General features: G+C 71.2%; 9 protein-coding genes and 2 rRNA genes (1 of these 11 only partly in view). 6 read left to right on the top strand and 5 right to left on the bottom strand.

Annotated features, from left to right (window positions below):
* Positions 1-126: 126 nt before the first annotated feature.
* The 3 genes from AC2RP6_RS24450 to mtrA all read right to left on the bottom strand — a co-directional run bounded on the left by AC2RP6_RS24450 (position 127) and on the right by mtrA (position 4643).
* Positions 127-2004 (bottom strand): LpqB family beta-propeller domain-containing protein, encoded by a 1878-nt coding sequence (locus tag AC2RP6_RS24450; protein ID WP_486448138.1) that lies wholly within the window; start codon positions 2002-2004, stop codon positions 127-129.
* Positions 1994-3865, bottom strand: a complete 1872-nt coding sequence (gene mtrB / locus AC2RP6_RS24445; protein WP_486450433.1) for an MtrAB system histidine kinase MtrB — start codon at positions 3863-3865, stop codon at positions 1994-1996. The genes AC2RP6_RS24450 and mtrB overlap by 11 nt, the downstream gene beginning before the upstream one ends.
* A gap of 88 nt (positions 3866-3953) precedes the next feature.
* Positions 3954-4643: a two-component system response regulator MtrA gene (gene mtrA, locus AC2RP6_RS24440; protein WP_486448137.1), complete on the bottom strand. Its 690-nt coding sequence runs from the start codon at positions 4641-4643 to the stop codon at positions 3954-3956.
* A 553-nt stretch (positions 4644-5196) separates the two neighbouring features.
* On the opposite strand from mtrA, the gene AC2RP6_RS24435 reads away from it, so the two are divergent.
* From AC2RP6_RS24435 to AC2RP6_RS24410, 6 genes are all read left to right on the top strand, one after another.
* Positions 5197-6123 carry a DUF7847 domain-containing protein gene (locus AC2RP6_RS24435; protein WP_486448136.1) on the top strand — a complete coding sequence of 309 codons (927 nt, stop codon included), beginning with the start codon at positions 5197-5199 and terminating at the stop codon, positions 6121-6123.
* A 7-nt stretch (positions 6124-6130) separates the two neighbouring features.
* Complete coding sequence (locus AC2RP6_RS24430) at positions 6131-6811, top strand: DUF4129 domain-containing protein (protein WP_486448135.1); 681 nt, start codon at positions 6131-6133, stop codon at positions 6809-6811.
* Between the two features lie 458 nt (positions 6812-7269).
* Positions 7270-8583, top strand: a complete 1314-nt coding sequence (locus tag AC2RP6_RS24425; RefSeq protein ID WP_486450432.1) for a DUF4350 domain-containing protein — start codon at positions 7270-7272, stop codon at positions 8581-8583.
* Complete coding sequence (locus AC2RP6_RS24420; RefSeq protein WP_486448134.1) at positions 8580-9572, top strand: AAA family ATPase; 993 nt, start codon at positions 8580-8582, stop codon at positions 9570-9572. Before AC2RP6_RS24425 ends, AC2RP6_RS24420 begins: the two co-directional genes overlap by 4 nt.
* Positions 9572-10882 carry a DUF58 domain-containing protein gene (locus AC2RP6_RS24415; protein ID WP_486448133.1) on the top strand — a complete coding sequence of 437 codons (1311 nt, stop codon included), beginning with the start codon at positions 9572-9574 and terminating at the stop codon, positions 10880-10882. The genes AC2RP6_RS24420 and AC2RP6_RS24415 overlap by 1 nt, the downstream gene beginning before the upstream one ends.
* Before the next feature lie 65 nt (positions 10883-10947).
* Positions 10948-11544: a Uma2 family endonuclease gene (locus AC2RP6_RS24410; RefSeq protein ID WP_486448132.1), complete on the top strand. Its 597-nt coding sequence runs from the start codon at positions 10948-10950 to the stop codon at positions 11542-11544.
* Between the two features lie 90 nt (positions 11545-11634).
* Here the strand turns inward: AC2RP6_RS24410 and rrf are convergent.
* Together rrf and AC2RP6_RS24400 are read right to left on the bottom strand one after the other, a co-directional pair.
* Positions 11635-11751 (bottom strand): 5S ribosomal RNA (rrf, locus tag AC2RP6_RS24405).
* Positions 11752-11829: 78 nt separating this feature from the next.
* Positions 11830-13727 (bottom strand): 23S ribosomal RNA (locus AC2RP6_RS24400); it runs 1222 nt beyond the window's last position.

Here is a 13727-nt window from a genome sequence, read left to right as displayed (position 1 = left end):
ACCCTGACGGCCCGGCCCCCGGCCCGCCACCCCTGTGGACGAAGGCCGCCCCGGCCCGCCCCGCAGGGCGCCGCGGGGCGCAGCCGCCACCCGGCCCCCGCCGCCGCGCCTCAGCCCGGACGGACCTCAGCCCGGATAGACCGGAGACCGGCCGCCCGCGACCACCGTGCGCCACTGCGCCCCCGGCGGCAGCCACACGATCCCGTCCTCCGAGAACGCCACCACCGGCTTCGGCTTCGACTCGTCCTCCGCGGCCGCGACCGCGACCTCGGACAGGCCCGTCGCCCCCGGCAGGCTCGCCGCGACCATCGAGCCGTCCGCGAGCATGTAGCGGGCCTGCTGCACCCCGCCCCTCTCGCGGCCCACCACCAGCAGCCGGCCCCGCGGCGCCCAGCTCATCGCCGTCACGTCCGCCATCTGCGGGGCCGCCGGACGCAGCTCGCGCACCGACACGGCGGAGACGTCGCCCTTCGCGTCGGGCCGCTCGATCCGCCCGATGTAGAGGCTCTTGCCGTTCGCCTCCTCCAGCAGCAGCGCGATCCGCGCACCGTCCGCCGAGGCCTTCAACGAGGCGATCCGCCGCCCGTCGAGGCCCGCCACCTGCACCCGCTCGGGCATCCCGGTACCGCCCGGCACCCGCCAGAGCCCCGGGTGCTGCGGATCCCGGTCGGCGACCCACAGGTCTCCCGAGGCGTCCCAGCTCGGCGCCGTCAGCGTCTCCGCCTTGCCGCCCCTGCCGATCGGCACCTGCGCCGGCATCGGCCCGCCCCCGGACATCGACACCACGTACAGCCCGTGCCCGTCCTCGGAGACCACGGCCGCGCGCCGCTCGTCGTGCGACACCGCCGCCGAACTCACCTTGAACGGCGGCTGCGTCGACAACGGCCCCGGCACCGGCTCGGTGTGGGTCTGCTGGTCGTCGCTGCTCACGTCGAGCTTCATCCGCACCAGCCGCTTGTCGTTGTCGACGAAGTACTGGAAGTCGGGGATCTTGGGCCGGTTGGCGATCGCGTCCGCGCTCACCGAGGTCACCGAGCACAGCGACGACGTCTTGTCGTCGGAGGAGCGCAGCAGTTCGACCTGGTCGAGCCGCGATCCCGTCAGGTCCTTGACGGTGTAGAGGAGTTGGGTGGCCATCTTCTTGCACTGCGGCTGCGCGATGTTGCCCACCTTGTCGTTGAGCGGCACGCGCAGCGTGTTCTGGCCGTCGTACGAGAGGGACTTGGTGCCCGTACGCAGTTCCGTACCGGTGGGGAAGCTGGACTCCACGACCGGCGCGAGCCACCGCGACGGCCCGGCGAGCAGCGACTGCACGGTCTGCGTGGTCGGGTCCATCCGCGAGTCGGGGTCGGTGCGCTGGCGGACGTAGACCGGGTCGGCGACGAGCGTGCCGCCCGCGAAGTAGTACTTGTTCACCGGCATGTAGATGCGCTGGAAGTCCGATTCGCTGAGCACGAGACCGCTCGGCGGGGTCGAGATGCGCCACTGCTTGTCCTCGTCCTGGACGAGCTGCAGCTGCTCCTCGTAGTCCCCGGCACCGGTCTGCGGCTGGTACGCGCTGTGCTCGTCGACGGTCGCGAGCTTCTTGCCGGTCACCTTCCAGCGGGGCCCCTCGGGGTCCTTCTCACCGCGCACCGCGACCCGGCTGAGGCCCGAGGACAGCACGGTGACGGCGGAGCCGGGCTTCCAGGACTTCGCGGCGGCCGGCGTCAGGTACTTGCGGGCGGTCTCCAGCTGCGGGTCGTCGCTGGTCATCGCCTCCAGGAAGCCGTCGACGATCTCGGCCGGAGTGGCCTTGTCCGCGGGCGGCACACCGAAGACCCGCACCTGCGAGTCCACGCCCTGCGAGGCCTGCACCGCGCGGATCTCGCCGCTGTCGGGCATCGAGGCGCAGCCGGCCAGCAGCAGCCCGGCCGTTCCGAAGGCGTACGCCCGGACGATGCGCCGGCGCGGCCCCCTCACCCGTGCGCTCCCCCACCGCGCGTCCACGGGCTCACCGTCCATCGGCTCGATCCTCCTGTTGTGCCTGCTCGGCGGGGCGGGCCACGACCCGGGCCCCGTTGCCCGGCAGGGCCGTCGGGTCGGCGGGCACCGACGTCGCACCCGCGACCGGCGACCGCGGCGGTATGGGCGAGCGGTCCCCGGCCTCGGCCGTCTGCCGCTCCGCCGCACCGTCCGAGGCGGCGGCCGCGGCGGCCGCGGCGTCCGCGGCGGCCCTGGCCCGGTTCGCCCGGGAGTCCTCGGGCTCCAGCGGGATGGGCGAGCCCCGCAACGGCTCGTCGGCCGTGCGCGGCAGCGTCAGCCGGAACTGGGAGCCCCCGCCCGGCTCGCCCCACGCCTGCAGCCAGCCGCCGTGCAGCCGGGCGTCCTCGACGGCGATGGACAGGCCCAGGCCCGTCCCGCCGGTCGTGCGCGCCCGCGCCGGGTCGGCCCGCCAGAAGCGGTTGAAGACGCGGGTCGCCTCGCCGGGCTTGAGCCCGACGCCGTAGTCCCGCACGGCGACGGCCACGGCCCCGCCCGCGGACGCCAGCCGCACCACCACGTCACGGCCCTCGCCGTGCTCCACGGCGTTGACGACGAGGTTGCGCAGCACCCGCTCGACGCGCCGCGAGTCGGCCTCGGCGATCACCGGCTGGGAATCGCCGAGCACCCGGATCCGGGTGCCCTTGTGCTCCGCGAGCGGCTCCGCCCCGTCGATGACGCGGCGCACCACCTCGCGCAGGTCGATCGGCTCGGCCTCCAGGGCCGCCGCACCGGCGTCGAAGCGGCTGATCTCCAGCAGGTCGGCGAGGAGCGACTCGAAGCGGTCGAGCTGCCCGGCCAGCAGCTCCGCGGAGCGCGCGGTCACCGGATCGAAGTCGACGCGGGCGTCGTGGATGACGTCCGCGGCCATCCGTACGGTCGTCAGCGGGGTCCGCAGCTCGTGGCTGACGTCCGAAACGAACCGGCGCTGCATCCGGGACAGCTCCTCCAGCTGCTGGATCTTGTTCTGGAGGTTCTGCGCCATCTTGTTGAAGGCCTCGCCGAGACGGGCGATGTCGTCCTCGCCGGTGACCTTCATCCGCTCCTGGAGCCGCCCCGCCGACAGCCGCTCGGCGATCCCCGCAGCCATCCGCACGGGACTCACCACCTGGCGCACCACCAGCCAGGCGATACCGCTCAGCAGGACGACCACGAACAGCCCGGCGGTGGCGATGGTGGACTTCACCAGGTTGAGGGACTCCTCCTCCTGGGTCAGCGGGAAGAGGTAGTACAGGTCGTACGGGTCACCGTTGATGTCGGTCAGCCGCTTGCCCACGACCAGCGCGGGCTCCGGCTCCTTCTGGTCGGCCCCGCTCGTGTAGCGGATCTCGGAGAAGGTCTTGAACGTACCCGTGGCGCGGTTGACGGCCCGGCGCAGACCGATCGGCACACTGGCGGTCGGGTCCACGTTCCCGGAGGCGCGGGCGCCCCGGACGCCCTGCGCGCCGGGCTGGGGCTGCTCCCCGGTGCCCGCCCCGAGCGCGACCACCTCGAAGGCGGTCTGCCCGCCACTGGCCAGCTGCTTGACCAGCGAGTTCATCCACGTACTGGCGTCACGGCCGACCTTGTTGTCGGTCGCGTCGGGCCCGTCCACCGTCGCCGGCGTATTGGCCTTCTCCTGCGCCACCGCGAACCCGCCCGCGGCCTGGCTCTGCGCGGCCTCCTCCTTGGCGTCGAGGAGACCCTTGCTGACCTGCGCGATGACGACGAAGCCCAGGGCCAGGACCACGGACAGCGAGATCAGCAGGGTGGCGGCGACCACCCGGAGCTGGATGTTGCGCCGCCACAACCGGACGGCCGGAAGCAGCGGCCGGCGCACGAAACGTACGAACAGCCGCAGCATGCGGCCCGCCGGCGCCCCGTCACGGAGCAGCCTGCCGGTCCACAGGCGGGAACCGCCCCGGACCCTGCCCGAGGTGCCGGACTGCACGTCAGCTGGGTCCGGCCTTGTAGCCGACACCGCGCACCGTCACGACGATCTCGGGGCGCTCCGGGTCCTTCTCGACCTTGGAGCGCAGGCGCTGGACGTGCACGTTCACCAGACGGGTGTCCGCCGCGTGCCGGTAGCCCCAGACCTGCTCCAGCAGCACCTCACGGGTGAACACCTGCCAGGGCTTGCGCGCGAGCGCGACCAGCAGGTCGAACTCGAGCGGGGTCAGGGCGATGGACACGCCCTCCCGCTTGACCGAGTGCCCGGCCACGTCGATGACCAGGTCACCGATGGCCAGCTGCTCGGGTGCGGGCTCCTCCGACCGGCGCAGACGGGCCCGGATACGGGCCACCAGCTCCTTCGGCTTGAACGGCTTGACGATGTAGTCGTCGGCCCCGGACTCCAGGCCCACGACCACGTCCACCGTGTCGCTCTTGGCGGTCAGCATGACGATCGGCACGCCGGACTCGGCCCGGATCAGCCTGCACACCTCTATGCCGTCCCGTCCGGGCAGCATGAGGTCCAGCAGCACCAGGTCGGGCTTCGCCTCCCGGAAGGCAGCGAGTGCCTTGTCACCGTCCGCTACGAACGACGGCTCAAAACCTTCTCCCCGCAGCACAATGCCGAGCATCTCGGCCAGCGCGGTGTCGTCGTCGACGACGAGGACGCGTCCCTTCATGTTTGACATCATCCCATTAGCCAATCGTTACCCGGCGGTGAGCTGCCCCACAGCCAAAAGGGCTGGAAATCGCCCCTCGGACCTGCGTGGGGATCGGCTCGACCGGTCTGACCCGGATCCGGGCGACAATTGAAGGTACGGGCTACCGGGGATCCGGGGGGACGGCTGGTCCGTTCGGGGTCCTCACGTGGCACGATGGCAGCGACCAGCGCCCCCGCCGCAGCAGGTGGATGTGAAGGAGCGACGATGAACGACTCTCCGGGCTGGGCTACGCCCGGATCCTCTCCGTCCGACGGCGACCGGCAGGGAACCCCCGCCAGGCCTGGCCACCGACGGCGGCGCGCAGCAGCCCGATCAGCCCACCGGCGACCCCAAGTGGTCCGCCGAGCAGCCCCCGCCCGGCCAGTGGTCGAGCCCCGGCGCGACACCCCCCGCAGACCCCACGCCCCCTCCGGCGCAGCCCTCCGCGGGCTGGGGACAGCAGGCCGGCGCCCCGTACGGCGGCCAGTACTCCTACCCCGGCGGCCCGGGCCAGTGGGCCCGCACCGCCGCCGCCAAGCCCGGAGTGATCCCGCTGCGCCCCCTCGGCCTCGGCGAGATCCTCGACGGCTCCGTCGCCACCATGCGCACGCACTGGCGCTCCGTCGTACCGATCACCCTGGTCGTCGCCACGGTCATCCAGGTGATCGGCGTGCTCGTGCAGAAGTTCATGCTGAGCGACCTGCCCCTGTCCTCGGCCGAGGACATGACCGCGGAAGAGGCCGTCGACAGCCTCGGCAGCACGCTCGCCGTCTCGGTGGTCAACCAGTTCATCCAGGTCCTCGGAACCATCGTGGTCACCGCCATGCTCACGATGATCTTCAGCCGCGCCATCCTGGGCCGGCACTCCTCGGTCTCCGAGGCCTGGCGCGACGCCCGCCCCCAGCTGCTGCGCCTGGCCGGCCTGACCCTGCTCCTGGCCCTCGGCATCATCCTGCTCGGCGCCGTACTGGTCCTGCCGGGAGCCCTCGCGGGCAACATCGGCCTCGCCGTCGTCGGCGTCATCGCCTGGCTGCCGCTGATCATCTGGCTCGGCATCAAGTTCAGCCTGGCCTCCCCCGCGCTGATGCTGGAGAAGAGCACCGTCATCAAGGCCTTCGCGCGCTCCTCGAAGCTCGTCGGCGGCTCCTGGTGGCGCATCTTCGGCATCACGGTCCTCACCAGCCTGATCGCCTTCATGGTCGCGCTGATGGTCGTGGCACCGTTCCAGATGATCGGCCTCTTCGCCTTCGGCGGCGGCATCGACTCCCTGGAGGACGGCAGCGCGTCGTCCGCCTGGGGACCGCTGATCTTCTCCGGCATCGGCCTGATCATCGCCCAGACGATCATCATGCCCATCCAGTCCGGCGTCACCGTCCTGCTCTACGTCGACCAGCGCATCCGCCGCGAGGGCCTCGACCTGGAACTCGCCCGGGCGGCCGGCATCGAGAACTACGGCACGACCGGAGGCTGACCCACCGATGATGAGCACGGGGGGCCTCATCACCCGCGCCGCGGCACTCCTGCCCGGCGCGGAGACACCACCGGTGACGACACCGCGCGCACCCGCCCAGGAGGCGGCCGAACGCGAACTGTCCAAGCCGATGTACCACGAGAACGACCCGAGCCTGGTGGACCGCGCCCTGCGCGCGTTCTTCGAGTGGCTCGACGACCTGTTCGGCGCCGCCTCCGGGGCCGCCCCCGGAGGCGCCGTGGGTCTGGTCGCCATCCTCCTCCTGGTCGTCCTGGCCGTCGCCGCCCTGTGGTGGCGCCTCGGCTCCCCCCGCCGCGCCGCCACCTCCGCGAACACCCTGTTCGACGACGGCGTCCGCAGCGCGGCCGACCACCGCACCGCCGCCGAGGCCCACGCCGCCGCCGGCCGCTGGACCGAGGCCGTCCAGGAACGCATGCGCGCCGTGGTCCGCTCCCTGGAGGAACGCACCCTCCTGGACCCCCGCCCCGGCCGCACCGCCGACGAGGCCGCCGCCGAAGCCGCCGCCTCCCTGCCGGCCCACGCCGCCGACCTCCGCGCCGCCGCCCGCACCTTCGACGACGTCACCTACGGCGGCCGCACCGCGGACCGCGACACCTACGCCCGGCTGCGCACCCTCGACCTCGCTCTGGACCGCACGAAGCCGCTCCTGACAGGACCCGCCGCATGACCGGCCCCACCTCCCCCGGCGCCGCCTCCCCCGACCCGACCGGCTCCCTACCGGACGCCACCGGCAACTCCGGCGGGTCCGACTCCCCCCAGAACACCCCCTCCGCCGCCGACCCCGCCCCGGCCGACTCCCCGCCGAACGCCACCAGCGCCCCCGGCGGGTCCGGCCGGGCAGGCTCCCCCCAGAGCGCCCCCGCCGCCGGCGCCCCCGACCGGGTCGACTCCCCGCCGAACGCCACCGGCGAGTCCGGCAGCGCCGGCGGGTCCGACTCCCGCCGGAACGCCCCCGCCGCCGACGACCCGTACCCCGCCGGTTCCCTGCCGGACGCCATCAACGGGTCCGGCGGGTCCGGCCGGGCGGGCTCCCCTCGGAGTGCCCCCGCCGCCGGTGGCTCCGACCCGGCCGGCTTCCCGCCGGACCCCAGCGGCGTCACCGACACCTCCGGCGGGGCCGGGTGGGTGTCGGGGCGCTCCCCGCAGGGCGCCGAACGCACCACCGCCGCACCGTCCGGGCCGGAGCACCGTTCGGCGCCCGAGGAGACGCCCCGGCGCGCGCCCGGCCCCACCGCGACCGCCCCGGCGCCCGCCGAAGCCCCGCCCTACGGCCGAGCCCCCGGCACGGGAACCCGCCGCCGAGCCATCCGCCGTACCGCCGCCATCGTCGCCGTCCTGGCCGTCGGCGCCGTCGTCCTCGCGGCCCTCAACTCCGGCACGCGCCACGGCCACCTCGACCCCCGCTCCGCCGACCCCACCGGCAGCCGCGCCGTCGCCGAGCTCCTCCAGGAACGCGGCGTGGCGACCCGCGTCGTCACCACCGCCCGCGAGGCCGCCGCGGCGACCGGCCCCCGCACCACCCTCCTCGTCACCGACCCGGACCGCCTCGGCGCCACCCAGCGCAGCGCCATCCGCTCGGCCATCGACCTCTCCGGCGGCCGCACCGTCCTCCTCGCCCCCGGCGACCACAGCCTCACCGATCTGTCCCCGGGAGTCCGCACCGAGGGCTCCGCCGGGACCGACGACCTCGACCCCCGCTGCGCCCTGCCCGCCGCCACCTCGGCCGGCCGGGCCGGCACCGGCGGCGACCTCCGTTACTCCACCACCCTCCCCGGAGCCACCGCCTGCTACCCCAGCGGCGGACACCCCACCCTGCTCGTCCTCCCCACCGGCCCCACCGGCGGCGACACCGTCCTCCTCGGCTCCGAGACGATCCTCCTCAACGAGAGCCTCGCCGAGCAGGGCAACGCCTCCCTCGCCCTCCAACTCCTCGGCTCCCGCCGCGACGTCGTCTGGTACCTGCCGTCCCTCGCGGACTCCGACCCCGGCACCGGCCCCGACGAGGACAAGTCCCTCCTCGAACTCGTTCCCGCCGGCTGGTCCTGGGCCCTGCTCCAGCTCTTCCTCGCCGCCGTCCTCGCCGCCCTCTGGCGCGCCCGCCGGCTCGGCCCCCTCGTCACCGAGCGGCTCCCCGTCGCCGTCCGCGCCTCCGAGGCCACCGAGGGCCGCGCCCGCCTCTACCGCAAGGCCGGCGCCCGCGACCGCGCGGCGACCGTCCTGCGGGCCGCCACCCGCGAACGCCTGGCCGCGCTGGTCGGCGTACCGCCCACCCGCGCCCACGACCCGGCCGCCCTGGTCCCGGCCGTCTCCGCCCGCCTGACCGGCGAGCCGCGGGACGCGACCGCCCTCCTCTTCGGCACCACCCCCTCCGACGACGCGGCGCTCGTCGCGCTCGCCGACCACCTCGACGCCCTCGAAAGAGAGGTCCGCACGTCATGACGTACCCGGCCACCGAGTCCACGGGCGCGGCCGCGTCCGCGGACAGCGCCCGCGCTTCCCTCGAAGCGCTCCGCACCGAGATCGGCAAGGCCGTGGTCGGTCAGGACTCCGCCGTCACCGGCCTCGTCGTCGCACTGCTGTGCCGCGGCCACGTCCTCCTCGAAGGCGTCCCCGGCGTCGCCAAGACCCTCCTCGTGCGGGCCCTCGCCGCCTCCCTCGAACTCGACACCAAGCGCGTCCAGTTCACCCCGGACCTGATGCCCAGCGACGTCACCGGCTCGCTCGTCTACGACGCCCGCACCGCCGAGTTCTCCTTCCAGGACGGCCCGGTCTTCACCAACCTCCTCCTCGCGGACGAGATCAACCGCACGCCCCCGAAGACCCAGTCCTCCCTCCTCGAAGCGATGGAGGAGCGCCAGGTCACCGTCGACGGCACGCCCCGGCGGCTCCCCGAGCCGTTCCTCGTCGCCGCCACCATGAACCCGGTCGAGTACGAGGGCACCTACCCGCTCCCCGAAGCCCAGCTGGACCGCTTCCTCCTCAAGCTCACCGTGCCCCTCCCCTCCCGCGAGGACGAGATCGGCGTACTGAACCGCCACGCCGCCGGCTTCGACCCCCGCGACCTGAAGGCCGCAGGCATCCGCCCGGTCGCCGGCCCGGTCCAGCTCAGGGCCGCCCGCGAGGCCGTCGCCCGCGTCTCGGTCTCCCCCGAGATCGCCGCCTACGTCGTCGACATCTGCCGCGCCACCCGCGAATCGCCGTCACTGGTCCTCGGCGTCTCTCCGCGCGGTGCGACGGCGCTCCTCGCGACCTCCCGCGCCTGGGCCTGGCTCACCGGCCGCGACTACGTCACCCCCGACGACGTCAAGGCCCTCTCCCTCCCGACGCTGCGTCATCGCGTGCAGCTGCGCCCGGAGGCGGAGATGGAGGGCGTCACGGCCGACGCCGTCATCACGGCGATCCTCTCCCACGTCCCCGTCCCGCGCTGATGGCCCTCACCGGACGCGCCGCCCTGCTGGCGGCCCTCGGCAGCATTCCGGTCGGTGTCCTGGAGCCGAGCTGGGCGGGCATGCTCGCGGTCAACGGCCCGATCGCGCTGGCGTGCGCGGTCGACTACGCCCTGGCCGCGCCGGTACGCAGCCTCGTGCTGGCCCGCTCCGGCGACACCGCCATCCGCCTGGGCGAGTCCGCGGACGTCCACCTCACCGTCACCAACCCGGGCCGCCGCACGCTCCGGGCCCGCGTCCGCGACGCCTGGCCCCCGAGCAGCTGGACCCCGGGCACGGAAACGGCCGCGTCCCGCCACGAGCTGGTCGTCCCGGCGGGCGAGCGCCGCCGCCTGACGACCCGGCTGCGTCCGACCCGCCGCGGTGACCGGCGCGCGGACCGGGTCACTGTCCGCAGCTACGGCCCGCTCGGCCTGTGGGCCCGTCAGGGCGCCCACCCCGTCCCGTGGACGGTCAGGGTCCTGCCCCCGTTCACCAGCCGCAAGCACCTGCCGTCCCGGCTGGCCCGGCTGCGTGAACTGGACGGCCGCACCAGCCTCCTGACCCGCGGTGAGGGCACCGAGTTCGACAGCCTGCGCGACTACGTCCCCGGCGACGACACCCGTTCCATCGACTGGCGGGCCACGGCCCGTCAGCACAAGGTGGCCGTCCGCACCTGGCGCCCGGAACGCGACCGGCACATCCTGATCTGCCTCGACACCGGCCGTACCTCGGCGGGCCGCGTCGGTGACGCCCCCCGCCTCGACGCCGCCATGGACGCGGCCCTGCTGCTGGCGGCCCTGGCCACCCGCGCCGGCGACCGGGTGGACCTCCTGGCCCACGACCGCCGCCCCCGCGCCCAGGTCCAGGGCCGGGCGGCGGCCGACGTGCTGCCGTCCTTCGTGAACGCGATGGCCACCCTCGAACCGGAACTGGTCGAGACGGACTCCCGCACGCTGGTGTCCACCATCCTCCGCAACGCCCCGCGCCGGTCCCTGGTGGTCCTCCTGACGAGCCTGGACGCCGCCCCCGTCGAGGAGGGCCTGCTCCCACTCCTCCCCCGCCTCACCCAGCGCCACACGGTCCTGCTGGCCTCGGTGGCCGACCCCCGCGTGGCGGCCATGGCCGGCTCCCGCGGCACGGTGGACGCGGTCTACGAAGCCGCGGCCGCCACCCAGACCCGGGCCCAGCGCCGCCGCACGTCCGACCAGCTCACCCGCCACGGTGTCCACGTGGTCGACGCCACCCCGGACACCCTGGCCCCCGCCCTGGCCGACGCCTACCTCTCCCTCAAAGCCGCCGGCCGCCTCTAGCTCGGCTCCGCTCGGGTCGACGGCCTGGCTGGATACGCTGGCCCGGTAGCCACCAGGAGGACACCATGGCCGACCTCACCCCCGAGCAGCTGCGCCGCATGCACGACTTCGCCGAGCAGCTCGCGGAACTGGCCGAGCGGCAGGAGGACCAGTGGAAGGTGCAGACCACCGACGGTCAGATCTTCCTCACGATGATGAGCCCCACGGCGCCCCACGGGCTCAACGTGGTGCGGTTGCGTCGTCAGATCGAGGCCCAGACACCCGAGGTCATGGCCCTCAACGACACGAACATGGGTGATCCTCAAACCGGCCTGACCAAGGTCCCCGATCTCATGGTCATCGCCGAGGAGGACACCGACGACACCGCCAAGGTCGTCAACGCCCGCGACGTCCTACTGGTGGTCGAGGTGGTCTCGCGCACGAACTCACTGACCGACATCCGCGACAAGCTGCACGACTACCCCAGGATGGGAGTGCCGCTGTACGTCGTCGTGGATCCCCGTAAGGACAAGAAGTCCGTGACGGTACACAGCGACCCGTCACTGGGACCCGACGGCACGCACTACCGGAAGACGGTCCCCTACGCGTTCGGCGACACCGTCACCGCAGGCCGCTGGACGCTGGACACGAGCAGCCTGACGAGCTATCCCGCTGACTGGTGACATCGGATGTCCGTTGTATCGTCCACGCGGCCGGCCCGTGAACGCAGAAAAGCCCCGCACCAGAAGGTGCGGGGCTTTCCCACAATGATTGTTCGGCGGCGTCCTACTCTCCCACAGGGTCCCCCCTGCAGTACCATCGGCGCTGAAAGGCTTAGCTTCCGGGTTCGGAATGTAACCGGGCGTTTCCCTAACGCTATGACCACCGAAACACTATGAAATTTGAACGCTGGTGTGTAATCACAGCTGTTCGTTATTTCAGAACTAACACAGTGGACGCGAGCAACTGAGGACAAGCCCTCGGCCTATTAGTACCAGTCAGCTTCACCCGTTACCGGGCTTCCACATCTGGCCTATCAACCCAGTCGTCTACTGGGAGCCTTACCCTCTCAAGGAGGTGGGAATACTCATCTTGAAGCAGGCTTCCCGCTTAGATGCTTTCAGCGGTTATCCCTCCCGAACGTAGCCAACCAGCCATGCCCTTGGCAGGACAACTGGCACACCAGAGGTTCGTCCGTCCCGGTCCTCTCGTACTAGGGACAGCCCTTCTCAATATTCCTACGCGCACAGCGGATAGGGACCGAACTGTCTCACGACGTTCTAAACCCAGCTCGCGTACCGCTTTAATGGGCGAACAGCCCAACCCTTGGGACCGACTCCAGCCCCAGGATGCGACGAGCCGACATCGAGGTGCCAAACCATCCCGTCGATATGGACTCTTGGGGAAGATCAGCCTGTTATCCCCGGGGTACCTTTTATCCGTTGAGCGACGGCGCTTCCACAAGCCACCGCCGGATCACTAGTCCCGACTTTCGTCCCTGCTCGACCCGTCGGTCTCACAGTCAAGCTCCCTTGTGCACTTACACTCAACACCTGATTGCCAACCAGGCTGAGGGAACCTTTGGGCGCCTCCGTTACCCTTTGGGAGGCAACCGCCCCAGTTAAACTACCCATCAGACACTGTCCCTGATCCGGATCACGGACCGAGGTTAGACATCCAGCACGACCAGAGTGGTATTTCAACGGCGACTCCACCCCAACTGGCGTTGGGGCTTCAAAGTCTCCCACCTATCCTACACAAGCCGAACCGAACACCAATATCAAACTGTAGTAAAGGTCCCGGGGTCTTTCCGTCCTGCTGCGCGAAACGAGCATCTTTACTCGTAGTGCAATTTCACCGGGCCTATGGTTGAGACAGTCGAGAAGTCGTTACGCCATTCGTGCAGGTCGGAACTTACCCGACAAGGAATTTCGCTACCTTAGGATGGTTATAGTTACCACCGCCGTTTACTGGCGCTTAAGTTCTCAGCTTCGCAACCCCGAAAGGTCACTAACCGGTCCCCTTAACGTTCCAGCACCGGGCAGGCGTCAGTCCGTATACATCGCCTTACGGCTTCGCACGGACCTGTGTTTTTAGTAAACAGTCGCTTCTCGCTGGTCTCTGCGGCCACCCCCAGCTCACGGAGCAAGTCCGATCACCAGTGATGGCCCCCCTTCTCCCGAAGTTACGGGGGCATTTTGCCGAGTTCCTTAACCATAGTTCACCCGAACGCCTCGGTATTCTCTACCTGACCACCTGAGTCGGTTTAGGGTACGGGCCGCCATGAAACTCGCTAGAGGCTTTTCTCGACAGCATAGGATCATCCACTTCACCACAATCGGCTCGGCATCAGGTCTCAGCCTTGTATGAGGGACGGATTTGCCTACCCCTCGGCCTACACCCTTACCCCGGGACAACCACCGCCCGGGCTGGACTACCTTCCTGCGTCACCCCATCGCTTACCTACTACAAGTCTGGTTCGTCGGCTCCACCACTTTCCTTTCCCCGAAGGGTCCGGAACGGCTTCACGGACTTAGCATCGCCTGATTCGATATTGGGCGTTTCAAAGCGGGTACCGGAATATCAACCGGTTGTCCATCGACTACGCCTGTCGGCCTCGCCTTAGGTCCCGACTTACCCTGGGCAGATCAGCTTGACCCAGGAACCCTTAGTCAATCGGCGCACACGTTTCTCACGTGTGTATCGCTACTCATGCCTGCATTCTCACTCGTGAACCGTCCACAACTAGCTTCCGCTGCTGCTTCACCCGGCACACGACGCTCCCCTACCCATCACAGCAGGCGTTGGCCCTATTGCTGCAATGACACGACTTCGGCGGTACGCTTGAGCCCCGCTACATTGTCGG

The organism is Streptomyces sp. WAC03905 (assembly GCF_057371075.1).
The sequence above is the reverse complement of the archived record's forward strand: the minus strand, read 5'-3'. Positions and strand labels throughout refer to the sequence as shown.